This is a genomic window from Lentzea sp. NEAU-D7 (assembly GCF_026242055.1).
Lineage (GTDB): Bacteria > Actinomycetota > Actinomycetes > Mycobacteriales > Pseudonocardiaceae > Lentzea.
Genome location: NZ_JAPJDL010000010.1, coordinates 247,688 through 270,328 on the forward strand (window position 1 = coordinate 247,688; position 22,641 = coordinate 270,328).

Consider the following 22,641-nt stretch of genomic DNA (forward strand, 5'->3'; position numbering starts at 1 on the left):
CGGACGTTGTGCCGGATGTTTCATGGATCACAGGGCGAGAAGACTCGGCCTCCTCCTCCCGTTGACCGAGATGTGACGGATGTGGTGGTGATCGGAGCGGGACAGGCGGGCCTGTCCGCCTCGTACTTCCTGCGGCGCCGCGGGGTGGGCCACGTGGTGCTGGACGCGAACGACGCTCCCGGCGGCGCCTGGCTGCACCGCTGGCCGAGCCTGCGCATGCGGACCGTGCACGGCATCCACGAGCTGCCCGGCATGCCGTTCGAGCAGCCCTCTCCCGACGAGGCCGCCAACGAGGCCATCCCGTCCTACTTCGCCCGCTACGAACAGCTCTTCGACCTGCCCGTCGTGCGCCCGGTGAACGTCACGCGGGTGGTGGACGACGGCTCGCTGCTCAAGGTCGAGACCACCGGCGGCGTCTGGACCACCCGCGGCCTGATCAACGCGACCGGCAGGTGGCGCCGCCCGTTCTGGCCGCACTACCCGGGCCAGGAGACGTTCCAGGGCCGCCAGTTGCACACCACCGACTACCAGGGCCCCGCCGACTTCGCGGGCAAGCGCGTCGTGGTCGTGGGCGGCGGCGCGTCGGCCACGCAGCTGCTGATGGAACTCGCCCCGGTTGCCGCGGAGACCCGCTGGGTCACCCGGCACGAACCGGTGTGGCGGGAGGGGCCGTTCACCGAGGACTACGGCCGCTGGGTGGTCGGCATGGTCGAGGAACGCGTCCGGGCCGGCCTGATCCCGCGCAGCGTCGTCAGCGTCACCGGGCTGGCGCTGACCGACCAGACGCGCGCCGCCATCGCCTCCGGGGTGCTGGACCGCAAGCCGATGTTCGAGCGGGTCACGCCCACCGGCGTCGAGTGGGCGTCCGGCGAACGCTTCGACGCCGACGTCATCCTGTGGGCCACCGGCTTCCGGCACGACCTGGAGCACCTCGCGCCGTTGCACCTGCGTGCCCCCGGCGGCGGGATCCAGGTGGACGGCACCCGCGTGGTGTCCGACCCGCGCATCCACCTCGTCGGGTACGGGCCCTCGGCCAGCACGATCGGGGCGAACCGGGCCGGGCGCAGCGCCGTTCGCGAGCTGACGGGCTACCTGGACGGCCTCAAGGTCGCGAACTAGCCGGGCACGGGTGCTCAGACGCGTGACCTGGCCCGCCTCTTCGACAGGCGGGTCACCACGAAGACCAGGACGGCCACGACCGCCAGGCCTAAAACCACCTTCGAGCCGATGCCCACGTATTGCTCGACGAGGTGCCAGTTGTCGCCCAGCAGGTACCCCGCGAGGATCAGCGCCGTGTTCCACAGCAGGCTGCCCGCCGCGGTGTAGGCGACGAACGGTGCCAGCCGCATGCGCTCGACGCCGGCCGGGATCGAGATCAGGCTGCGGAACACCGGGATCATGCGGCCGAAGAAGACCGCGCGGTAGCCGTTGCGCAGGAACCAGGCCTCCGTCCTGTCCACATCGGACACCCGGACCAGGGGCATGCGGGAGGCGATGCGGCGGACCCGGTCACGGCCCAGCGCGGCGCCGATCCAGTACAGCAGCAGCGCGCCGGCGACCGAGCCGAGCGTGGTCCAGAGGATGGCGTCGAGCAGCGACATCTTGCCCTGGGCCGCGGTGAAGCCGGCCAGGGGCAGGAAGACCTCGCTCGGCAGCGGCGGGAACAGGTTCTCCAGCGCGATCGCCAAAGCCGCTCCGGGTGCGCCGGCCGTGTGCATCAGGTCGGTGACCCAGTCGACCAAGTTCATGACGTCCAAGCTACGGACGGCGTGGTGCGGGGACATTGGGGTGAACCGCAAGATCGGGGTGGGGTGAACCCCAGCTCCGGCCTGGGGGAAACCCCCTAGGGGGCGCCGAATCCTTGTGCCTGACCAGGAACTGTGGTCGTTCGGCGTGCCATCACCGCCGTCCGGGACGCTCAGCGTGAGAGTCCTCACGCCGAGCGCGGACCACGCGAGGTCATCCACAGAGGATTCGGCGGTGACCGGGAGCGGCAAAGCGGAACGGCGGCGTCTCGCGAGATGTGCCATTGGTCCACATCGTCCCGGAAAGGCCTTTCCGGCCTCTGGTCGTTTGACTACGATCGGGTTCGATGGCTGACCAGGTGGGAACGTGTGCGTTCTGCGGCACCTCGACCGCCACTTCCCGGCGCAGACACGCCCGGTACTGCTCGAACGCGTGCCGGCAGCGGGCGTACCGGCGGCGTGTCCACGAACCCGTCACGGCCCTGGACAGCTTCGTCGGCCGCGACGCCGAACTGGCCGGGCTCGACGCGTTCGCCGGCGCTCGCGTGCTCACGCTCGTCGGACCGGCGGGCGTCGGGAAGAGCAGGCTGGCCAAGGAGTTCACCGGAAGCCGGGCGACGTGGGTCGACCTCGCCCCGGCGAACGACGTGGGCCGTGCCTGTGCGGCCGCGCTCGGCGAGCCGGTCGGCGAACCCGTGCTGAGCACGCTGGTGCGGGCGCTGGCGGGCCGCGAGACGCTGCTCGTGCTGGACAACTGCGAACGCGTCGCGGCGGAGTGCTCCGCGCTGCTGGAGCCGTTGCTGCTCGGCTGCCCCGGCCTCGCGGTCATCGCGACCAGCCGCGAACCGCTGCGGGTGCCGGGGGAGGTGCTCTTCGCGGTGCGGCCGTTGTCGCTCGCGGACGCGGTGGAGCTGTTCGCCGACCGCGCCCGCGCGAACCAGGTGGGCCTGCGGCTCGGCGACAGGGACGCGCTGGCCGCCCTGTGCGCGCGCCTGGACCGCCTCCCGCTGGCGATCGAGCTCGCGGCCAGGCTCGTGACCCTGTTGCCCGTCAGGGAGGTCCTGGCGCGGCTCGACGACCGGCTGGAACTGCTCAACCGGGGCAACCGCACCGCCGCGGAACGCCACCAGAGCCTGCGCGCCGCGATCGGGTGGAGCTACGACCGCCTGAGCGCCGACGAGCAGCACGTGTTCCGGTGCATCTCGCAGCGGCCAGGCGGCTTCGGGCTCGACGTCGCGGTCCAGGCCTGCGACCTGCCCTCGGACCGGGTGCTGGTGCTGCTGTCCGCGCTCGTGGCCAAGTCGCTGCTCACGTTCAGCGGGGCCGGTCGGTTCGAGCAGTTCGAGTCGGTCCGGCTCTTCGGCAGGGAACGGCTCGCGGAGCAGTTCGCGGGGCAGGCGCGCGGTGCCCCAGGGGCTGATCCGGAGGTGGTCCGCCGCGGGCAGGCCCCTGCGGCGAACCACTGAAGAGCCGCGGCGCCACGCGGTTTGACCTGGGCGAACGTGCTGCGCGAGCACACCTGGCCCAGGAGGGTGGTGAGGTCGGGGGGACTCGAACCCCCACTGGCTGGGACCTAAACCCAGTGCCTCTGCCAATTGGGCTACGACCCCTCGGGTGGAAGCCTATAGGCCCTCCATGTACACGCTCTCGCGGGTCGCGCGAAGCCGCCCTCCTGGCCGTCCACTACGGTTGCGGGCAGAACCGCTGCTAGGAGGACATGTGGCTCGCGATCCCGACACCATCCAGCGCGAGATCGAGCAGGCTCGCACCGCGCTGGCCGCCACCCTGGACGAGCTCAGCGAGCGCGCCAACCCGCAGAAGCTCGTCGAGCAGGGCAAGTCGTCCGTGCTCGACGTGCTGAGCCAGCCCAAGGTCAAGTACACCCTGATCGCGGTCGGCGCCGTGGTCGGCTTCGCGCTGGTCCGCAAGCTCTTCCGCTAGGAAACCCGCACCAACGGCAGGAGCACCTGCTCGACGACCTTCTCCACGAACGGCTCGTCGAGCGGGTCCCCGGTCAGCATGAGCCGGTAGATCAGGGCGGCGCCCGCGATCTCGACCGCCATGCCGCGCGGTGCGTCGGCCTTGAGCTCGCCCCGTTCGGCGGCCCGGTCCAGGATGCCGCGCAGCACGTCGCGCTGCGAGATCAGGAACGTCTCCCGGAACGCCGCCGCCAGTTCGGGCTCGTGCGGCAGTTCGCCCACGAGTGCCTGAGCCGCCTTGCCGATCGGTCCCGAGAGGAACGCGGCGAACGACGAGAGGAACTCGCGCAGGTCCCCGGCCAGCGAGCCGGTGTCCGGCGCCGCGAGGTTCTGCGTGGCGAGCTGGGTGCACGTGTCGATCACGAGATCGAGCTTCGACTCCCACCGCCGGTAGATCGTCGCCTTGCCCGCTCGCGCGCGGGCCGCCACCGCGTCCATCGTGAGGGCCCGGTACCCCACCTCGGCCATCACCTCGAGCGCCGCCTGTCGTAAAGCGTCGTCCCTGCTGGCGTCGCGAGGACGGCCCCGCTGAGGCACCCTGCCCTCGTTGATCGCCGCTGTCGACACAGCCATGCCACCTCCTCGTACCAGGGCACGGCTGATGCGTGTCCTCCCCGCCCCTTTGGCGGCACATCCTAGGCGTCCTGGCCCACTCGCAGGGCGAGCAGCACCCGGTTGTTGCATCGTGTTGAGGTTGGTCGGTCATGCGCGCGGGAGGAGTGGACGATGTCCTTCGGAACGACACGCCTTTTCGGGAAGCTCACGGCTGCGGTGCCCACGGGTCGACCAGGGGCAACGTCCAGCGAAGAAATCAATTCATCGGATGTCCCGGTCCGCGATGGCACGTCGAAACGCATCCGGGAGGAGTTTCCGGTCCGAGATCCGCGGACTTCCTGTCGGAAAACTGAAGATCGCGGCCGACCCGGACGAGCACCGGGACGGGTCAGGCTGGCCGTCGCGCTGACCGTGCTGTCCACAGTGGCCGGTGCGGTCCTGGTCGCCCCCGCTGCCAGGGCGTTGCCGGACGGCCTCGCGCTGACCCCGCCGATGGGCTTCAACAACTGGAACTCCACCGCCTGCGGCCCCGAGTTCACCGAGGCGATGGTCAAGGGCATCGCCGACATCTTCGTGTCGAAGGGCCTGAAGGACGCGGGCTACGAGTACGTCAACATCGACGACTGCTGGGCCGAGAAGACCCGCGACGCCGACGGCAAGCTCGTCCCGCACCGCACCCGGTTCCCCAACGGCATCAAGGCCGTCGCGGACTACGTGCACTCCAAGGGCCTCAAGTTCGGCATCTACACCTCGGCCGGAACCGCGACCTGCGAGAAGGAGAACGGCTTCCCCGGTGGTCTGGGGCACGAGGAGTCCGACGCGCAGCAGTTCGCGTCCTGGGGCGTCGACTACCTGAAGTACGACAACTGCAACAACCAGGGCGTCGACGCGAAGCAGCGCTACCGCACGATGCGCGACGCGCTGAAGAAGACAGGCCGTCCGATCGTGTTCTCGTTGTGCGAATGGGGCCAGAGCAAGCCGTGGGAGTGGGCCTCCGACACCGGCCACCTCTGGCGCACCACCGGCGACATCGTCGACACCTGGGCGCGCACGATGGAGATCTACGAGGAGAACGTGGTGCTGGACTCCTACGCCGGGCCCGGCCACTGGAACGACCCGGACATGCTCGAGGTCGGCAACGGCAAGATGAACGCCGTGCAGTACCGCAGCCACTTCTCGCTGTGGGCGATCATGGCCGCACCGCTGCTGATCGGCTCCGACCTGCGCAAGGCCTCCGCCGACACGTTCGCGATCCTGGAGAACAAGGACGTCATCGCGGTCGACCAGGACCGGCTGGGCGTGCAGGGCAAGCGGATCCGCACCACCGGCACGTCCGGTGTCGACGTGATCGTGAAGCCGCTGGCCAACGGCGACAAGGCCGTGGCGCTGTTCAACAAGTCCGCGGCCACGCAGACCGTCTCGACGTCGCTGGAGGAGATCGGCATGACCGGTCCGGCGGTGCTGAAGGACCTGTGGACCAAGTCGGTGAGCACCACGTCCGGCGCGATCTCGGCCTCGGTCCCGTCGCACGACACGGTGATCTACCGCGTCTCGAAGGAAGGGACCGCCCCCCAACCCGCCCGCCGGTGACGGCACCACCGGTGCGTAGTCCGATGAGGACGGCCTGTGACCTGGTGTAACGCGGGTCACAGGCCGTCTGATATCTCGGGCATGAAGGCAACGCGTCTACTCCCCGCCCTCGCGGTGGCCGCCGCGCTGGCGCTGGCGCCGGGTCTGGCGCTCGCCGACCCCGGCAACGGCAAGGGCAGCGGGATCACGAACAACCCGAACGTCCCGCCGGGACAGTCGGTGCAGGACACCTCCGTGCCGCAACCGCCGTCGAACGCGGACTTCAGCGGCAACGGCGCGAACGTGTCCGGCCCGTACGACTCGACCCGGGACGGCTCGCCGTCGCAGAACGGGAACGGCACGGGCGAGGCGAACGGCAAACCGTGCGCCGGCTGCGTCGGCAAGGCCGACAACAAGAACCCGCCGGGTCAGCAGCCGGGCGGCTCGGACGCCAACTCCGGCTACGAGTGCGACTCGAACCACGGCGTGGGCCGCGGCAACCCTGCCCACACGGGCTGCGCACCAGCGGAAACGCCTCCGGTGACCACCACCCCGGTCACGACCCCGGCGACCACGACCGAGGCTCCACCGGCGGTCCAGCAGGGCGGAGCCCCGCCGGCACCTCAGGCGGCTCCGGCTCGCGAGACCGCGGAGGACCTGGCGTTCACCGGCTTCGACGTCCTGCCGCTCGGCCTGGCCGGGCTCGTGCTCGTGGGGGGCGGTGGCGCGGCGGTGCTCATGGCCGGCCGGGTCCGGAAACCCTGACCGCGAGCGCGAGCTGGGTCAGGTAGCGCTTCACGATCCGGCCGTCGTAGCGCGTGTCGATCAGCCGGCGGATGTCCGCGAGCAACGCGTCGCGGTCCGGCAGCACGATGTGGTTCGAGTAGGTGAGGAGCAGGTCCGCGTACGCCTCGGTGTCGTAGGCCTGCTCCCACTCGTACCGGTGGAACTCGGGCTCGCCGAAGAACGCGCTGTCGTCGAACTCGCGGGGGATCGCCGAGGCGGGCGACTGCCGCAGGCCCGGCGGTGTCGTGGGGTCCCAGCGCTCGTAGCACTCCTGCACGTCCGCGAAGAACTGCTCGGTCCCGCCCGCGACGTGGTGCGTCGAGATCACGGCCAGCGAGCCGCCAGGACGCAGAGCGGCGGCACAGCGGGCCATCCGGGTGGCGGGGTCGAGCCAGTGGAACGCCGTCGCCGACACCACCAGGTCGAACGGATCCGGCAGCGGCCACACGTCGAAGTCCGCCACGACCACGCGGGCGGTGGGGGCGTGGGCACGGGCGACGGCCGCCAGATCAGGGCTCAGCTCGACCGCCGTCACCTCGCCCAGCGCCGTCAGCGGCAGCGTCGCCTGGCCCGTTCCGGGACCTATCTCCAGGATGCGCGGGCCGGACAGGCGTTCGAACAGCTCCGGGGGATAGGTGGGACGTGCCCGGTGGTACCGGGCCGCGTCCTCGCCGAAGGTGGTGCGCAAACGTTCGCGGTCGGTCATCCGCCGAATTCAAGTGACCGGGACGGCAACGCGTCCAGCCCGTTTCGCGCGAACGCCGTCCAGACGCCCCGCAGCGTCTTGGCCAGCACGGGATCCGGTTCCTGCCCGGCGAGCATGCCCGCACCGAGCCAGCCCTCCGGGTCGAACAGGAACGGCAGTTCCATGCAGTGGCACGAGCCCAGCGGGGCACCGTCCGGGGCCCACCCGAACAGGTAGGTGGCGACCCGGCCGCCCGCCGCCGTCCAGTCCCGCACCAGCTCACGCGCACCACCGGCGAAGATCAGCTCGGTCACGGCCTCCCAGTACCGCGAGTCCGGCACGTACGGGCTGCCGTCGTCGGCCGTGTGCCCGACGAGCAGTTCCACGCGCGACGCGGCCGCGGTGAGATCGGCGCCGACCTCCGGTGCGAACGGCATGCCGCCCGACGGCACGAACCGGGGACCGACGGCGGCGACGGCCGCGACCTGCGCCGCCAGCACGTCCTCCACCGAGGTGGTGGCGTCGACGGAGATCTCCGCACGCAAGGCCGCCGTCATCTCGGCGCGTTCGGGACTGCGGGTGCCCATCGGCGCGCTCTGCATGATCGCGCGGTGGAACAGGCCCTCCGTGTCGGTGAGCATCAGCGCGTACACCGAGTCGCCGCCCGCGGACTGCCCGAAGACCGTGACGTTCGCGGGGTCGCCGCCGAACACCGCGACGTTGTCCCGCACCCACCGCAGCGCCACGAGCTGGTCGAGCAGGCCGAGGTTGTCGCGCAGGTAGCCGAAGACGCCGAGGCGGTAGCTGACGTTGACCACCACGACGCCTTCCGAGGCCAGCAGCCCGGCCTCGTACTTCGTGGACTCGCCGCTGCCGGTCACGTACGCCCCGCCGTGGAACCAGACCATCACCGGCAGCCCGGACGCCCCGGCCGGAGCGGTCACCGAGAGCACCTGGCAGTGCTCGTCGAACGCGAGACCCTCCACCGAGCTGCCGACCACCGACGCGAGCGCCGACGGGGGCTGCGGGCAGGCGGGGCCGCGCCGCGAGTCGTCGACCACCCCGTCCCAGGCGACGGGGGACGGCGCGGCGAAGCGGTCGGCTGTCGCGTAACGGATTCCGCGCGCCCGTACGAGGCCTTCGGCAGTGATCACCGACCGATACTAGGCACGAGTAAGCAATTCCACAGCGTCCCGATTCGGCGGGAACACCGGGACAGGAGCACGATGCAACGGTTGGGCAACGAGGCAGAGGAGGCGCCCGGTGCGGGCTACGACGATCTACGGCACCCGAGACATCCGAGTCGAGGAGGTGCCGGACGCGGCCGTCCAGGAGGCCACCGACGTCGTCGTCCGGGTCGAGCTCGCGTGCATCTGCGGTAGCGACCTGTGGGCGTACCGGGGCGTGGCCAAGCGCGCGGACGGGCAGCGGATCGGGCACGAGTTCCTCGGCATCGTCGAGGAGGTCGGCAGCGAGGTCCGCACCGTCAACGTCGGCGACCGCGTCATCGCGCCGTTCGTGTGGAGCGACGGCACGTGCGCGTACTGCCAGGCCGGCCTGCAGACGTCCTGCCGCAGCGGCGGCTTCTGGGGCAGCAAGGGCAGCGACGGCGGCCAGGGCGAGGCCGTGCGCGTGCCGCAGGCCGACGGCACGCTGGTCCGGGTCCCCGCGGACGCGCCGGCGTCGCTGCTGCCCGCGTTCCTGAGCCTGAGCGACGTCATGGGCACCGGACACCACGCCGCCGTGGGCGCGGGTGTCGGCCCCGGCAGCACGGTCGCGGTCGTCGGCGACGGCGCTGTCGGGCTGTGCGGCGTGCTCGCGGCCAAGCGGCTCGGCGCCGAGCGGATCATCGCCATGGGCCGCCACGAGGACCGGGCCAAGATCGCGAGGCTCTTCGGCGCCACCGACCAGGTCGCCGAACGCGGTGAGGCCGCGATCGAGCGGATCAAGGAGATGACCGGCGGGCTCGGCGCCTCCGCGGTGCTGGAGTGCGTCGGCACCGAGCAGTCGTGGGAGACCGCGATGGGCATCGTCCGCGACGGCGGCCGGATCGGCTACGTCGGCGTGCCGCACGAGATGCCGGGGCTGCCGCTGGGCAAGCTGTTCGGCCGCAACATCGCCATCGGCGGCGGTGTCGCCCCCGTGCGGGCGTACCTGCCGGAGCTGCTGGCCGACGTGCTCGCCGGGCGGATCGACCCCGGGCCCGTCTTCGACCGGACGGTCCCGCTCGACGACGTCGCGCTGGGCTACCAGGCGATGGACGAGCGGACCGCCCTGAAGGTCATCGTGCAGCCGTGAATCATTTGGCAGTGAGCACGTAGTCCTCGGCGCGCACGCGCTTGGTCCGCATCCAGTACCGCCAGGTGAACCCCGGCCACACGGTGCGGTTCACGCCCTGCGCGTCGAGGTACCAGCTCTTGCAGCCGCCCTGGGTCCACACGCCCTTGGTGAGCTTCTTCTGGAGCTCCGCGTTGAACTCCTGCTGGGCCTCCACCCGCACGTCCAGCTCCGCTGCGCGGTGTTTGTCGAGGAGCTGGAGGCACTGCGAGATGTACCGGATCTGGGACTCGATCATGAACACGACCGAGTTGTGCCCGAGTCCGGTGTTGGGGCCCAGCAGGAAGAACAGGTTGGGGAAGCCCGAGACCGTGATGCCGTAGTAGGTCTCGATGCCCTCCTGGCGCCACTGCTTCGCGAGGTCGACGCCGCCCTTGCCCTGGATGTCCAGGTAGTCGAACGAGTCGACGACGTGGAACCCGGTGCCGTAGATGATGACGTCGACCTCGTGCTCGACGCCCGCACTGTCCACGATGGACTTCTCCCGGACCTCGGAGACCTTGTCCGTCACCAGGTCGACGTTCGGGTTGCCCAGCGCGGGGTAGAAGTCGTTGGAGATCAGCACGCGCTTGCAGCCCATGGTGTAGTCGGGCTTCAGCTTCCTGCGCAACGCCGGGTCCGGCACCTGCTTCTTCATGTGCCGCAACGCGATGCCCTGCGCGAACTGCATGATCTTCGGGTTGACCGCGAAGCCCAGCGCCGACGACTCGCGGGTCCAGTACACGAAGTTGCGGTAGGCCCGTTGCGTGAAGGGCAAGGCGCGGAAGAGCTTCTGCTCCCAGCCGTTGATCTCGCGGTCGGCCTTCGGCATGATCCACGGCGGCGTGCGCTGGAAGATCTTCATCGACGCGACCTGGCCGGCGATCTTCGGCACGAACTGGATCGCGGACGCGCCCGTGCCGATGACGGCGACGCGCTTGCCCGTCAGGTCGTGGTCGTGGTCCCACTGCGCCGAGTGGAACGCCTTGCCGCTGAAGTTCTCGATGCCCGGCAGCTCCGGGACGTTCGGGATGTGCAGCGCGCCGACGCCCGCGACCAGTGCCTGTGCCGTGTAGGTGTCGCCCTGTTCGGTCGTGACGTTCCAGCGCTTGGCCTCGTCGTCCCACTGCGCGCCGGAGACCTTGGTGTTGAACCGGATGTGCGGCCGCAGCCGGTACTTCTCGGCGACGCGCTGCAGGTAGTCGAAGATCTCGCCCTGCCGCGCGAACATCCGCGACCACTTCGGGTTCATCTCGAACGAGAACGAGTACATGTGCGACGGCACGTCACACGCGCAGCCCGGGTAGGAGTTGTCCCGCCAGGTGCCGCCGAGGTCGGCCGCCTTCTCCAGCACCACGAAGTCGTGCTCACCGCGGCGCTTCAGCTCGATGGCCATGCCGAGGCCGGAGAAGCCGGTGCCGATGACGAGCACTTTCGTCTCTCGGTGCATGGGGAAGTCCCTCCGCTCGCGGTAGCTACTTCGCAGTAGGTTACCCCGAGTAAGTTACGAGCGGTAGACTCCAATTGTGACTGCTCCACGGCGCCGCATGCCCAAGGCCCAGCGCATGGCCCAGATGCTCGCCGTCGCTGAGGAGATCTTCGCCGAACAGGGTTATCTGGCCACCTCCATGGACGAGATCGCCGAACGCGTGGGCGTCTCGAAGCCGATGCTCTACGAGTACTTCGGCTCGAAGGAAGGCCTGCTCATCGGCTGCATCCACCGTGCGCGCACAGAGCTGCGGGAGAAGACGGCTGCCGCGATCGCGGGTGCCGCGAGCCCGGAGGAGTTCCTGAGGCTCGGGCTGCTGGCGTTCTTCGAGTTCATCGACGAGCACCGCAGGTCGTGGGCGTTGCTGCGGCAGGAGGCGGCCGTGGCCGTGCCGTCGGCGCAGGAAGAGGTCGAAGGCATCCGGCAGCAGCAGACGGACATGATCGGGGCCGTGCTGGCGTCGTTCACGCCGGAGATCGACCCGCTGGAGGCGGAGGCGTTCGCCGAGATCGTCGTCGGCGCGACGGAACGCCTCGCGGTGTGGATGGAGCGCAGGCCCTCTGTGGGGCCCGCGCTCGCCACCGACTACGTGATGGCCGTGATCTGGCCGGGTGTCGCGGACCGGCTGGTGCCGGTCAGCTCGCTGCCTTCACCCGCTCAGCCCGCATAGCGCTGACGGCGGGCAGGTCCAGCGGCGCGGGCTTCACGCCCGTCGCCCACTCGATCAGCAGGTCCGCGATCTGCGGGTTGCGCGGCAGCACCGGGCCGTGCAGGTAGGTGCAGAGGATCCGCCCCTGGACGGCGCCCTCGACGCTGCCGTCGTTGCCGGTGCCGACCTTGACGTGCGCCAGCGGACGGGCGGCCGGGCCGAGCACGGTGCGGCCCTGGTGGTTCTCGAACCCGGTCAGCACGCCCTCGAAGAGGCCGCCCGCGGGCTCGGCGATGACCTCGCCGATCGCGCGGCTGCCGCCGGCGTGCGAGGTCGAGTCGATCAGGCCCATGCCGGGGTGCGTGACGTTGTCGGCGCGGGTGAAGCTCTCGCCGAAGATCTGGATGCCGGCGCAGACGCCCAGCACCACGGCGTTCTTGGTGACGGCGCGCTGCAGGCCGGGGTGCTCGCGCAGGTGCTTGACCGCCAGGGTCTGCGCGGTGTCCTCACCTCCGCCGACGACGTAGATGTCGCACGAGTCCGGCACCGGCTGGCCGTAGTTGATCGGCACGATCTCGGCTTTGATACCGCGCCACGTCATGCGCTTCTCGAGGACCACGGCGTTGCCGAAGTCGCCGTACGTGCCGAGGAGATCCGGCAGCACGAGCGCGATCTGGATTGTCGACTCACTCATCAGCGGCAGCCCTGGCATTCAAGTCGCGGAACGCGGTGTAGTTGGCGATGACCTCGACCGCCCCCTGCGGCATCTGGTCGATGGCCTTCAGCGGGTCGGGCACGATCGTGTGCTGGACCTCGGCGTAGGTCAGGCGGACGGCGAGATCGGTCGCCCGTTCGCCGGACGCGATCACCGTGCGGCCCTGGAGGCGCTCGAACGGGACGTCCCACAGCCAGCTCAGGTCGCGGCCGTCGGCCTCCTGGGCGTTGATCACCAGGACGGCCGGGTGGTTGGCCTCCTTGACGACCGTGAGGGTCTCGCTCCAGCCCGCCGGGTTCTTGCTGAGCAACAGGCGCGCGCTGCGGCCACCCCGCTGGATCGTGCGGTAGCGGCCGCTCACGTTGGAGACGCCGCGCAGACGGCGCACGGCCTCGTCGGCGGGGACGCCCATCGCGTGGGCGGCGGCGGACGCCATGACGGCGTTGGCCTGGTTGAACTTGCCCGGCAGCGTGAGGCGCAGCTCGAGCTTCTGGTGCTCCGGCGTGATCATCGCCTCGTCGGCGGTGATCCAGTTCGGGTGCGGGCGCGCGAGGTCGCAGCCCGTGCAGTGCCAGTGCTCGCCCTGCCAGCGGATCGGGTTGCCGCAGCGCGGGCAGCTCGCCGAGTCGTGGTGCCAGCCGGTGCCGGTGGCGACCCAGACGACCTTCGGCGCGTTCCAGGCCGCGCTCGTCACCATCACGTCGTCGCAGTTGGCGACGATCGTGCAGTTCTGCAGCTTGTTGACGGCGTCGCGCAGCGACCGCTCGATGGTGCGGACCTCGCCGACCCGGTCGAGCTGGTCGCGCGAGAGGTTCAGGATGACCGCGACGGACGGGTTGCTTGCGCCCGCGACGGCCGGGAAGTAGGCCTCGTCGCACTCCAGCACGGCGTACGGCGCGTCCGGCTGCTTCGAGAGCGCCGTGACGTGGCCGTCGGGCATGTTCGCGCCGCTGTGGTTCGTGGCGACCTCGCCGAGCGCGCCCACGGCCCGCGCCAGCATCATCGTGCTGGTGGTCTTGCCGTTGGTGCCCGTCACGACGGCGACCCTGCGGCCCTGGGTGAGGCGGTTGAGCGCCTGCGGGTCGAGCTTCAGCGCAACCCGGCCGCCGATCATGCCGCCGGCGCCGAGACCCATCTTCTGGGACAGCGTGGAGCTCAGGTTGCCCAGCTTCACGGCGGCTGCGGTGCGCAGGGGGAGGCGGGCGGGGGAATCGTTCACCCCGGCGATGCTACCGGCGAAGCTGTGCGGCCCTTTCGGACGGCCGCCAGCGTTGGTGTGAACGAGGTTCGGTACAACTAGCGGCTCAGGGCTCGCAGGATGCGGATGAGTTCGACGGTCGGGAGCTGGCACAGCTGCGCCATGTTCTCGAGCGCGGGCAGGTCCAGATGAACGTCGGGTGAGGCACCTGGCGGCAGCGCGTGCAGCCGTCCGGCCGCCCACCGTTTGAGTGGCAGCACCCGCGGGTTGTCGGTCGAGGCGATGGCGGTGAGGCTCAACGTCAGATGTCCGGCGGGGGTGTCGCCGAAGAAGCGTTCGTGCACGCGGGCGAGGACCTCGTGCGCCGGGACGTCGAGGGCGTGACAAATCTCCACGAGACGCACGACGGAGCACTGCCGGGTGCCGAGCTCGTAGGTCGCCAGCGTCTGCAGCGAGATCTCGGTCTGCAGCCGCTTGTTCAGCTCCTTGCGGGTCCATCCGCGCTGCTTGCGAAGGCTGCGGATCTCATCACCGAGCACGCGCTGGTACGCGACTGTGTCGATTTGGCCGTTCGCAGTTTGCACCCTGGTCCTCCACCCCGTGAGCGGGTCTCACGGTGATGGAAGGCGCCAGTGCTTCGCCGCTTACGCAACTTGCTGGGAGAATCCCCCGAACGGGCTATACATCTCTACTCTGAGTATCAGTTCACGCAGCGCACGCCGTCCGCGGAGATGGGTTGAGGGGCGGCTGGGTCAGCCGGTTGCTGGCGCGCACCGTCCAGGGCGAGTACTCCGGAACCGGCGAAACCCCGCGCGCCGGGACCCGAGTAGTCCGATCCGAGGAAGACGCGGACGGCGCCGGCCGGCACGTTGACGTCCTGCTCGACCTTCAGCCCGCCGAGGGCCTCCTGCACGGCGTCCGCGCCCGCCTCGCCGTTCTTGCCGTAGCGGACGACCGACTTGGCCATGGCCTCGGCGTTGCCCGTCTGGCCGCCCGTGAAGCCCTTCGCGACGAGCGACTGGAGCACCTCGCCCGCGAGGCCGGGCTGACCGGAGGCGTTGCGGACGTCCACGGTCACCGAGGCCTTGTCGAACTTCGGGTCCGCCGGGTTCGACGACGCCGGCGCCTTGCCGAGGCTCTTGACGAACGCCCGCACCTCGGACTCGATCACCTCGACCGCGGAGCCGTCCTCCGGGGTCTGCAGGTCGGGGTTGCCCGTCGGGATCGTCTGGAACGTCATGTTGCCGCCCGTCATGTCCTTCATCTGCAGGGCGAACTTGGTGATGTCCCAGCCTTCGTCGAGCACGATCGCGCCGCTGACGGCCTTGATCATGTCGTTGCGCTTGGTGCTGTCGGTGAGCACGCCCGCGGACAGCATCTTCTTGGCGAGACCCGCCATGAAGACCTGCTGGCGCACGACGCGGTCGAGGTCGCCCAGCGGCAGGCCGTGGCGCTGGCGGACGAACGCGAGCGCGTTCTTGCCCTCGATGGTCTGCGGGCCCGCGGGGAAGTTCGCGCCGGAGAAGCTGTCGCGCACCTTGTTGTTGAGGCAGACGTCGATGCCGCCGACGGCCTTGGTGATGTCGTAGAAGCCGACCAGGTTGACCTCGGCGTAGTGGTCGATGGTCGTGCCGGTCAGGGTCTGGACGGTCTCGATGAGGTTCTTCGCGCCCGCCTTGCGCGACTCCATCTCGACCTCGGGCGCGGGCTTGCCGCTGTTCTTGAGCTTCTCGGCGGCCTGGTTCTTGGCGAAGCCGTAGGCGGAGTTGATCTTGTGTCGACCGAAGCCGCCCGCGATCTTCACGTAGGAGTCGCGCGGGAACGACACGGCGTAGGCCTTGCCGCTGTCGTTCGGGATGTGCAGCAGGATCAGCGTGTCGGTGTTGAAGCCGCCGTCGTCGGTGCCGCCCGCCTGCAGTTCGTTGAGGATGTTCTGCGGCAGCGGGTTGCCCTTGGAGTCGGTGCGGCTGTCCATGCCGACCAGCAGGATGTCGATCGCGCCGTCGGCGGGCTTCTCGCCCGCGTCGGCCAGGTTCAGGTCCTGCTTGGTCAGACCGTCCGTCAGCGCGGTCAGGTTCTGCCACGCGATGCCGGTGACCAGCAGGATCGTCGCGGACACCATGCTGATGAAGATCTTGGCGCCGGTGGACGCGCCGCGCTCGGTCCTGCTCGGCACGCGGACCGGTGCGGGCCTGGGCCTCGGCCGGGGAGCGGGTGCGTCGGCCTTCGCCTTCGCGGGCGTGGTGCGGACCGTGGGGCGGTCGGCGATCGAACGCGGGCGCGGGGCGGACGACGAGGCGCGCGCGGGCTCCCGGCTCGGGGTCGCGCGGCGGGGCGGTTCGGCGCGGCCCGCTGACTCGCGGCGGGGCGGTTCGACGCGCTTCGGAGGCTCCCGGCGGGGCGGCTCGACGCGCTTCGGAGGCTCCCGACGTGGGGGTTCGCCTCCTCCGGGCTGCCTGCGCGGCGGCTCGGCGGCGCGCGGCGGCACCTGCGGGCGGCGGGGCTGACCCGTCTGGGGACGCGGGGTGGCGGAAGGTCGCCTGGGATTCCCGTTCGGGTCTCCCGGCCGCGGCGGCCGGTTGTCCACACCCACTCCTCTCAGCGCATTCGGGTACACCAAGTAGACGTGCGGGGCCGCCACTCGGTTGTGCACAGGGTGGCACAGTGGCGGAGACCACCCGATCAAGGCCCCCTGACCAGCGGTTTTGGCGGGTTCGTAGACTCGTCGCCGTGTTGACGATGCAGGACGCGCTGCTCGCGCTGACCAAGTACTGGACCGACCGAGGCTGCATCGTGGTGCAGCCGTTCAACACCGAGGTCGGGGCGGGAACGCTGAACCCGGCCACCGTGCTGCGGGTGCTGGGTCCCGAGCCGTGGCGCGTCGCCTACGTGGAGCCGTCCGTGCGGCCCGACGACGCCCGCTACGGCGAGAACCCGAACCGGCTGCAGACGCACACCCAGTTCCAGGTGATCCTCAAGCCCGACCCGGGCGACCCGCAGGAGCTCTACCTCGGTTCGCTGGAGGCGCTGGGCATCGACGTGCGCGGGCACGACGTCCGGTTCGTCGAGGACAACTGGGCCTCGCCCGCCCTGGGCGCCTGGGGCCTCGGCTGGGAGGTCTGGCTCGACGGCCTGGAGATCACCCAGTTCACGTACTTCCAGCAGGCCGGCGGCATGACGCTGGACCCGGTGTCGGTGGAGATCACCTACGGCATCGAGCGGATCATGATGGCGCTGCAGGGCGTCGACCACTTCAAGAAGATCGCCTACGCGCCCGGCATCTCCTACGGCGAGGCGTTCGGCCAGGCCGAGTACGAGATGTCGCGGTACTACCTCGACGACGCGGACGTGGAGGCGAACAAGCGCCTCTTCGAGGAGTTCGCGGCCGAGGCCCGGCGCATGCTCGACGCCCGCCTGCCCGTTCCGGCGCACAGCTTCGTGCTGAAGTGCTCGCACATCTTCAACGTGCTCGACGCGCGCGGCTCGATCTCCACGACCGAGCGCGCCCGCGCGTTCGGCCGGATGCGCGGACTGGCGCGCGAGGTCGCCGCCCTGTGGGCCGAGCGCCGGGCCGAGCTCGGGCACCCGCTCGGCGTGGCGGAGCTCCCGGCCGTCGCCGAGAAGCCGTCGTCCTTCGCGGACGTCGTCGCGCCGGCGACGCTGCTGTTCGAGATCGGCACCGAGGAACTGCCGCCGCACGAGGTGAGCAGGACCGTCGACGCGGTGCGCGCCGCGGTGACCTCGAAGCTGGCGGCGACGCGGCTGTCCTGCGGCGAGGTGACCGTGCACGGCACGCCGCGCCGGATCGTCGTGCTGGTGCCCGCGGTGTCGCCGCGCGAGCCGGACGCGGAACGCACCGTGCGCGGTCCCCGTGTCTCCGCCGCCTTCGACGGCGAGGGCAACCCGACCAAGGCCGTGCAGGGCTTCGCACGCGGCCAGGGCGTCGACGTGGCGGCGCTGGGGCGCGTGGTCGAGAACGGCGTCGAGTTCGTGGCGCTGACCAAGTCCGATGCCGGCCGCGGCGCCGTCGAGGTGCTGAGCGGGCTGCTGGCCGAGGTCGTGTCGGACCTGCGTGCCGAGAAGAACATGAAGTGGAACGACCCGAAGCTGTCGTTCACCAGGCCGATCCGCTGGCTGCTCGCGCTGCTGGGCGAGACCCCGGTGCCGGTCGCGGTGTCGTCGCTGGTCTCGGGCACGTCGACGCGCGTGCACCGGACGGCCGGCACTCCGGTCGTCGAGGTGTCCACGGCGGACGGTTACCTGGAGTTCCTGCGGTCGCACGGCATCGAGGCCGACTCGTCGGCGCGGGCCGCCTCGATCGTCGCCGCGGCGCAGGAGCTGGCGGCGTCGGTCGGCGGTGTCGTCGAGGTCGACGGCCTGCTGGACGAGGTGACGAACCTCGTCGAGTGGCCGACGCCGATCCTCGGTTCGTTCGAGGAGCGGTACCTGGAGCTGCCCGGGCAGATCCTCACCACCGTGATGCGCAAGCACCAGCGCTACCTGCCGGTGCGGTCGGCCGACGGCACCCTGCTGCCGCACTTCGTGGCCGTGGCGAACGGTGCCGTGGACGCGGACCTGGTGCGGGCGGGCAACGAGGCCGTGCTGCGCGCGCGGTACGAGGACGCGGCGTTCTTCTGGCGCGCGGACCTCAAGACGCCGCTGGACGAGATGAAGTCCGGTCTCGCGAAGCTGACGTTCGCGGACAAGCTCGGCTCGATGGCCGACCGCGCCTCGCGGATCGCCGCGCTGGCCGGTCGGTTCGCCGGCGTCGTGGACGTCGACCGCGAGACGCTGGACCGCGCGGGCGCGCTGGCCAAGTTCGACCTCGGCTCGCAGATGGTGATCGAGCTGTCGTCGCTGGCCGGTGTGATGGCGCGTGAGTACGCGGTGCGGGCGGGGGAGACGCCCGAGGTCGCCCAGGCGCTGTGGGAGATGGAGCTCCCGCGCTCGGCGGGCGACGCGCTGCCGTCGTCGGTGCCGGGTGCGCTGCTGTCGCTGGCGGACCGCTTCGACCTGCTGGCGGGCCTGTTCGGCATCGGCGCGCAGCCGACCGGTTCGTCCGACCCGTTCGGCCTGCGCCGCGCGGCTCTCGGCGCGGTGACCGTGCTGCGGGCGTTCCCGGACCTGCGGGCGATCACGCTGCCGGTGGCGCTCTCCCTCGCGTCCGAAGGTCTTGAGGTCTCCGCGGAGGCTCTGGAGACCGCGCGCGAGTTCGCGGTGCGCCGGTACGAGCAGGCGCTGCTCGACGCAGGCCACGAGCACCGCTTCGTGCAGGCGGTGCTCCCGCTGGCCGACTCGCCGGTGCTGGCCGACGAGACGCTGGCCCAGCTGGAGTCGCTGGCGGGCGACGAGTCGTTCGACGCGCTGGCCGCGGCCCTGCAGCGGGTGCGGCGGATCGTGCCCGCCACCGTCGAGGGCTCCTACGACGCCTCGGTGCTGTCGGAACCCGCCGAGGTGGCGCTGCACAAGGCGTTCGACGGCGTGCCGCGGGACGTCGTGGGGCTTGCGGCGTTCTTCGCCGCAGCGGAAGGGCTGACCGGGCCGATCAACACGTTCTTCGACGAGGTGCTCGTGATGGCCGAGGACGAGAAGGTGAAGGCCGCGCGGCTCGGGCTGCTGGCCTCGATCCGCGACTTCGCGGCGCCGGTGCTGGACTGGACCCAGCTCTAGCCGGGGTGGGGTCTGCGAGTACCGCTGCGGTACTCGCAGACGCCGTTCCGGCCTACTTGATCTCGAAGCTCTGGCCGTAGACCTTCCACCTCAGCGGTGTGTTCAGGTCGAGGTTGCCCGCCTTGAGCCACACGCGCTGCGCGGTGTCCACGCGGGTCGTGTCCTCGTGCGCGGGCTCCTGCTTCATGGTCCACACGCGGGCGTCCATGAAGGCGTTGAGCCACGTGGTCTCGTTGCCGCCCTGCGACGGGGGCTTCGCCTTGGCCAGCGCGCGTTTGCGGATGCCGGAGAAGTCCAGGCTGCCCCAGCCGTCGCCGTGCATGACGATCGCGTCGTAGTAGGCGAACTGGCCCAGGGCGCGCACGCCGTCGGCCTTGGCCTGGCGCAGGGCCGGGTTGAAGTACACGCGGTCGCGCTCGGACTCCTGCGCAGCCTTGAAGACGGAGTCCTTGGCCGCTGTCTTCCAGTCCTTGGTGTAGTTGGGATCCAGTCCGGCGTGCGAGTCGGTGCCGTTCACCCTGCGCAGCGCGGGGAGGTACTTCTCCAGCACGTTGCCGGGTTTGCGCTGCTTGTACAGCTCGACGAGGTCGAGCATGTCTCCCGTGCCGCTGCAGAAGCCGATGATGCCGGCGGTGTAGCCGCGGCCGTCGTCGATGTCCTCGATGTAGCCGAACTGGGCGCGCCAGTTCGTGGACGAGTTCTCCGCGCTGGACACGATCTGCATCGCGATGTCCTTCATGCGCGGGTCGTTCAGGTCGGCTGCCTGAGCGGTTCCCGTCGTCGCGGTGGCGAGCGCGACGCAGGTGAGAACCGCGGCCGCGATGCGGCCTGAGATCTTCACGCGTTCCTCCCGGGGTGTCCCGGGCGGCGGTGCGGCAACGGTAAGGGGTCCGGACCTTCATCGGCAAGAGTGTTTACGAATTTGCGAAGGGCCGGCCCGCGGGACGCGAGCCGGCCCCTGCCGGTCGTCAGCTGGTCTCAGCCGCGCACTTCGTGTCGTTCGGACGCTGGCCGCCGAGCAGGTACTCGGTGACCTTGTCGTTGGCGCACTTGTTCTTGCCGACCACGTACGTGCCGTGGCCGCCCTGGTCGACGGTCAGGATCGCGGCCCTGTCACCGAACGCGCGACGCGTCGACAGGGCACCGGCCAGCGGTGTCGCGGGGTCGCGTTCGTTCTGCACCAGCAGCACGTTGCGCGGGCCCCGGTCGGACGGCAGGACCTGCTTCTCCACCGGCTTCGGCCAGAACGCGCACGGCTGGATGTTCGCGGCGGCCGCGCCGAACATCGGGTGGCGGACGCGGTCGATCGCCACGTTGCGCTCGTACGTGCCGACCGACGACGGCCAGGCGGAGTCACCGCAGATCACGTGCAGGCGTCCCGCCAGGAGGGCCTGGACGCGCGGGACCTCCGGGTACTCCTGCGGCGGCTGCGGCTGGCCGGTGTCGAAGGCCTTCCAGGAGGCCGCGAGCTGCGAGAAGGCCGCGTCACCGGTGGCGTAGAGCGCCGTGAAGGTGCCGAACCGGAACAGCTTGCCGTCGTAGCCCTCCACCGAGGGCTTCTGGTCGAGGCGTGCGGCGAGGTCGAAGAACTTGGCGCGCACCTGCTGCGGCGTCGTGCCCAGGCCGTACTCCGGGTGCGCCGCGGCCCACTTCGCGAAGTCGGGGAACGTGTCCTCGACGCCGCGGCCCATCAGCCTGCCGCCCTCGACGTCCCAGCCGGTCTTCGGCAGGTTGCTGTCGATCACGACGCGGTCGGACGTCTTCGGGAACAGCGTGGCGTACACCGAACCCAGGTACGAACCGTAGGAGTACCCGAGGAACGACGCCTTCTTCTCGCCCAGCGCCGCACGGACCGTGTCCAGGTCACGCGCGATGTTCTGGGTCGTGTTGTACGGCAGTTCGTCGGCCGTGGACGACCTGAGGCACTGCTCGGCGATCTTCTTCACCTCGTCGGCGCGCTGGCGCACGTCGGCGGAGTTGTTGGCGTACGGCGGCACGCTGCCGTCCGCCATCTGCTCCTCGGTCATGTCGCACGTGGACGGTGAGCTGTAACCGATGCCACGCGGGTCCATGCCGATGACGTCGTATGCGTCCTGCACGCTCTGCGGCAGTCCCAGCGTCTTCAACAAGAACGGGAAAGTCAGGCCCTCGCTCGGCCCGCCGGGGTTGGTCAGCAGGATCCCCTTGCGCTTCTCCGGGTTCTTGCTGGCCAGCCGCGAGATCATCACCTCGGTCTTGCGGCCCTGCGGCTTGCGGTAGTCGAGCGGCACCTGCAGGGTCCCGCACTCGAGACCGGGCATGGCCACGTCGGACGGGCACGCCGCCCACTTGATCTCCGTGACCGGCGCCGCCGACGACACCCCCGGTGTGATCACCAGCGCTGCCGCCGCGGTCACCACCGCGGCCAGCGACATCGTTTTTCGCATTAGCAAATACCTCCCCGACGACGTGCCCCCTCGGCACGTCAGACCAATGAGAATCAGGCGCCCATGCGGACGAGAACGTCCAGCTGCGCCTTGTTGTAGAGCTCGACCAGGACCTTCACGACCGTCCGCCGCGCGTGCTCCACGCCTCGCGGGGCGTCGCTCCACAGACCGGCCGGATCCGGGAACGCGGCGCGGATCTGAGCCATGTACGGCATCTCGCGCATGGCGTCCGCCACCCGCTGCCGGGTCTCCTCGTCCGCGTCCTCCGGCAGGGTGTCGAACGCGACCACCGCCGGATGCCGCGAGTAGCCATCGAGCGTCCCGGCGTACTTGGCCAGCGTCTCCGGCGAGAGCAGCTGGGCCAGCACGACGGTGAACGCGCGGTCCTGCGGAGACAGGTCCGCGTTCTCGATCATCGCCGCGACGTCCGGCGGCAGGTCGGTCGGCGTCTCCTGGCTCAGGACCAGTGCCAGCTCGGCCCTGATCCGTTGCAGGCGCTCGATCGTCGTGCCCAGCTCGGCGTCGAGGGCGCGCAGCGCCTCACCGGGATGTTCGTCCCCGTCGCCGAGCTCCGCGATCTGCGTCAGCGACAACCCGAGATCGGTGAGGCGCTTGATCCTCAGCACCCGCACGAGATGGGGCACGCCGTAGCTCTTGTAGCCGTTGGCGCGGCGTTCCGGCTCGGCGAGCAGGCCCACGTCGTGGTAGTGCCGGATCGTGCGCAACGTCGTGCCGGCGAGATCGGCCAGCTGACTGGTGCTCCACGCCACGACGTCCTCCTCCCCGGTTGCTGACAGGACCCAGTTGAAACCATGCCGCTACGGCACGGTCAAGGCGGTCCGCAACGTTCAGACGAAGG

Annotated in this window: 21 protein-coding genes and 1 tRNA gene; 9 read left to right on the forward strand and 13 right to left on the reverse strand. The window is 70.4% G+C overall.

Features of this window, described 5'->3' with window-relative positions; genetic code table 11:
- The first annotated feature begins 15 nt into the window (after positions 1–15).
- Positions 16–1,119, forward strand: coding sequence for an NAD(P)-binding domain-containing protein (locus tag ORI60_RS22250; RefSeq protein ID WP_266039760.1), 1,104 nt, complete (start codon positions 16–18; stop codon positions 1,117–1,119).
- 14 nt (positions 1,120–1,133) lie between these two features.
- Here the strand turns inward: ORI60_RS22250 and ORI60_RS22255 are convergent, their stop codons facing one another.
- Positions 1,134–1,748, reverse strand: a complete 615-nt coding sequence (locus tag ORI60_RS22255; RefSeq protein ID WP_266039762.1) for a DedA family protein — start codon at positions 1,746–1,748, stop codon at positions 1,134–1,136.
- 344 nt (positions 1,749–2,092) lie between these two features.
- Here ORI60_RS22255 and ORI60_RS22260 point away from each other — a divergent pair, with 344 nt between their 5' ends.
- A complete protein-coding gene (locus tag ORI60_RS22260; RefSeq protein WP_266039764.1) occupies positions 2,093–3,211 on the forward strand; it encodes an ATP-binding protein in 1,119 nt (372 codons plus the stop codon).
- Positions 3,212–3,278: 67 nt separating this feature from the next.
- Here the strand turns inward: ORI60_RS22260 and ORI60_RS22265 are convergent.
- A tRNA-Leu gene (locus ORI60_RS22265) sits at positions 3,279–3,355 on the reverse strand.
- A gap of 109 nt (positions 3,356–3,464) precedes the next feature.
- Between ORI60_RS22265 and ORI60_RS22270 the strand changes: the two genes are divergently transcribed.
- Positions 3,465–3,686, forward strand: a complete 222-nt coding sequence (locus ORI60_RS22270) for a DUF3618 domain-containing protein (RefSeq protein WP_030469566.1) — start codon at positions 3,465–3,467, stop codon at positions 3,684–3,686.
- On the opposite strand, the gene ORI60_RS22275 is transcribed toward ORI60_RS22270, so the two are convergent.
- A complete protein-coding gene (locus ORI60_RS22275) occupies positions 3,683–4,297 on the reverse strand; it encodes a TetR/AcrR family transcriptional regulator (protein ID WP_266039769.1) in 615 nt (204 codons plus the stop codon). The two genes, ORI60_RS22270 and ORI60_RS22275, sit on opposite strands and share 4 nt — an antisense overlap.
- Before the next feature lie 393 nt (positions 4,298–4,690).
- Here ORI60_RS22275 and ORI60_RS22280 point away from each other — a divergent pair, with 393 nt between their 5' ends.
- Complete coding sequence (locus ORI60_RS22280) at positions 4,691–5,869, forward strand: glycoside hydrolase family 27 protein (protein ID WP_266039771.1); 1,179 nt, start codon at positions 4,691–4,693, stop codon at positions 5,867–5,869.
- Positions 5,870–5,950: 81 nt separating this feature from the next.
- Positions 5,951–6,613, forward strand: a complete 663-nt coding sequence (locus ORI60_RS22285; protein ID WP_266039773.1) for a hypothetical protein — start codon at positions 5,951–5,953, stop codon at positions 6,611–6,613.
- Here ORI60_RS22285 and ORI60_RS22290 read toward each other — a convergent pair.
- Positions 6,585–7,340: a class I SAM-dependent methyltransferase gene (locus ORI60_RS22290; protein WP_266039775.1), complete on the reverse strand. Its 756-nt coding sequence runs from the start codon at positions 7,338–7,340 to the stop codon at positions 6,585–6,587. The genes ORI60_RS22285 and ORI60_RS22290 overlap by 29 nt on opposite strands.
- Positions 7,337–8,473, reverse strand: coding sequence for a carboxylesterase family protein (locus ORI60_RS22295; protein ID WP_266039777.1), 1,137 nt, complete (start codon positions 8,471–8,473; stop codon positions 7,337–7,339). Before ORI60_RS22295 ends, ORI60_RS22290 begins: the two co-directional genes overlap by 4 nt.
- A gap of 109 nt (positions 8,474–8,582) precedes the next feature.
- Here ORI60_RS22295 and ORI60_RS22300 point away from each other — a divergent pair, with 109 nt between their 5' ends.
- Positions 8,583–9,617: a zinc-dependent alcohol dehydrogenase family protein gene (locus ORI60_RS22300; protein ID WP_266039779.1), complete on the forward strand. Its 1,035-nt coding sequence runs from the start codon at positions 8,583–8,585 to the stop codon at positions 9,615–9,617.
- Position 9,618: 1 nt separating this feature from the next.
- Here ORI60_RS22300 and ORI60_RS22305 read toward each other — a convergent pair whose 3' ends face one another.
- The gene (locus tag ORI60_RS22305) at positions 9,619–11,085 is read right to left on the reverse strand and encodes a flavin-containing monooxygenase (RefSeq protein WP_266039780.1); all 1,467 of its coding nucleotides are present in this window, start codon (positions 11,083–11,085) and stop codon (positions 9,619–9,621) included.
- 115 nt (positions 11,086–11,200) lie between these two features.
- Between ORI60_RS22305 and ORI60_RS22310 the strand changes: the two genes are divergently transcribed.
- On the forward strand, positions 11,201–11,794 hold the full coding sequence (locus ORI60_RS22310) for a TetR/AcrR family transcriptional regulator (RefSeq protein ID WP_363842708.1): 594 nt from the start codon (positions 11,201–11,203) through the stop codon (positions 11,792–11,794).
- Here the strand turns inward: ORI60_RS22310 and ORI60_RS22315 are convergent.
- The 4 genes from ORI60_RS22315 to ORI60_RS22330 form a co-directional block, all read right to left on the reverse strand.
- A complete protein-coding gene (locus ORI60_RS22315; protein ID WP_266039781.1) occupies positions 11,760–12,467 on the reverse strand; it encodes a type 1 glutamine amidotransferase in 708 nt (235 codons plus the stop codon). The genes ORI60_RS22310 and ORI60_RS22315 overlap by 35 nt on opposite strands.
- Positions 12,460–13,707 carry a MurT ligase domain-containing protein gene (locus ORI60_RS22320; RefSeq protein ID WP_266039782.1) on the reverse strand — a complete coding sequence of 416 codons (1,248 nt, stop codon included), beginning with the start codon at positions 13,705–13,707 and terminating at the stop codon, positions 12,460–12,462. The genes ORI60_RS22315 and ORI60_RS22320 overlap by 8 nt, the downstream gene beginning before the upstream one ends.
- Positions 13,708–13,784: 77 nt before the next feature.
- Positions 13,785–14,270, reverse strand: a complete 486-nt coding sequence (locus ORI60_RS22325) for a helix-turn-helix domain-containing protein (RefSeq protein ID WP_266039784.1) — start codon at positions 14,268–14,270, stop codon at positions 13,785–13,787.
- A 116-nt stretch (positions 14,271–14,386) separates the two neighbouring features.
- Positions 14,387–15,808 (reverse strand): LCP family protein, encoded by a 1,422-nt coding sequence (locus tag ORI60_RS22330; RefSeq protein WP_266039785.1) that lies wholly within the window; start codon positions 15,806–15,808, stop codon positions 14,387–14,389.
- A 4-nt stretch (positions 15,809–15,812) separates the two neighbouring features.
- Here ORI60_RS22330 and ORI60_RS22335 point away from each other — a divergent pair, with 4 nt between their 5' ends.
- Positions 15,813–16,193 carry a hypothetical protein gene (locus ORI60_RS22335; RefSeq protein ID WP_266039786.1) on the forward strand — a complete coding sequence of 127 codons (381 nt, stop codon included), beginning with the start codon at positions 15,813–15,815 and terminating at the stop codon, positions 16,191–16,193.
- Between the two features lie 232 nt (positions 16,194–16,425).
- A complete protein-coding gene (locus ORI60_RS22340; RefSeq protein ID WP_266039802.1) occupies positions 16,426–19,356 on the forward strand; it encodes a glycine--tRNA ligase in 2,931 nt (976 codons plus the stop codon).
- Positions 19,357–19,408: 52 nt separating this feature from the next.
- Here the strand turns inward: ORI60_RS22340 and ORI60_RS22345 are convergent, their stop codons facing one another.
- The 3 genes from ORI60_RS22345 to ORI60_RS22355 all read right to left on the reverse strand — a co-directional run bounded on the left by ORI60_RS22345 (position 19,409) and on the right by ORI60_RS22355 (position 22,552).
- Entirely contained in the window at positions 19,409–20,197 is a 789-nt protein-coding gene (locus tag ORI60_RS22345; protein ID WP_323055915.1) for a chitosanase, read from the reverse strand.
- A gap of 127 nt (positions 20,198–20,324) precedes the next feature.
- Positions 20,325–21,782 (reverse strand): alpha/beta hydrolase, encoded by a 1,458-nt coding sequence (locus ORI60_RS22350; RefSeq protein ID WP_266038016.1) that lies wholly within the window; start codon positions 21,780–21,782, stop codon positions 20,325–20,327.
- A gap of 53 nt (positions 21,783–21,835) precedes the next feature.
- A complete protein-coding gene (locus tag ORI60_RS22355) occupies positions 21,836–22,552 on the reverse strand; it encodes a MerR family transcriptional regulator (protein ID WP_266038015.1) in 717 nt (238 codons plus the stop codon).
- Positions 22,553–22,641 lie beyond the last annotated feature (89 nt).

Coding starts and splice junctions, on each gene's coding strand:
- ORI60_RS22250 (WP_266039760.1), top strand. CDS start 16: ATGTTTCATGGATCACAGGGCGAGAAGACTCGGCCTCCTCCTCCCGTT.
- ORI60_RS22255 (WP_266039762.1), bottom strand. CDS start 1,748: ATGAACTTGGTCGACTGGGTCACCGACCTGATGCACACGGCCGGCGCA.
- ORI60_RS22260 (WP_266039764.1), top strand. CDS start 2,093: ATGGCTGACCAGGTGGGAACGTGTGCGTTCTGCGGCACCTCGACCGCC.
- ORI60_RS22275 (WP_266039769.1), bottom strand. CDS start 4,297: ATGGCTGTGTCGACAGCGGCGATCAACGAGGGCAGGGTGCCTCAGCGG.
- ORI60_RS22285 (WP_266039773.1), top strand. CDS start 5,951: ATGAAGGCAACGCGTCTACTCCCCGCCCTCGCGGTGGCCGCCGCGCTG.
- ORI60_RS22290 (WP_266039775.1), bottom strand. CDS start 7,340: ATGACCGACCGCGAACGTTTGCGCACCACCTTCGGCGAGGACGCGGCC.
- ORI60_RS22305 (WP_266039780.1), bottom strand. CDS start 11,085: ATGCACCGAGAGACGAAAGTGCTCGTCATCGGCACCGGCTTCTCCGGC.
- ORI60_RS22310 (WP_363842708.1), top strand. CDS start 11,201: ATGGCCCAGATGCTCGCCGTCGCTGAGGAGATCTTCGCCGAACAGGGT.
- ORI60_RS22315 (WP_266039781.1), bottom strand. CDS start 12,467: ATGAGTGAGTCGACAATCCAGATCGCGCTCGTGCTGCCGGATCTCCTC.
- ORI60_RS22330 (WP_266039785.1), bottom strand. CDS start 15,808: ATGGTGTCCGCGACGATCCTGCTGGTCACCGGCATCGCGTGGCAGAAC.
- ORI60_RS22335 (WP_266039786.1), top strand. CDS start 15,813: ATGAAGATCTTGGCGCCGGTGGACGCGCCGCGCTCGGTCCTGCTCGGC.
- ORI60_RS22340 (WP_266039802.1), top strand. CDS start 16,426: ATGCAGGACGCGCTGCTCGCGCTGACCAAGTACTGGACCGACCGAGGC.
- ORI60_RS22350 (WP_266038016.1), bottom strand. CDS start 21,782: ATGCGAAAAACGATGTCGCTGGCCGCGGTGGTGACCGCGGCGGCAGCG.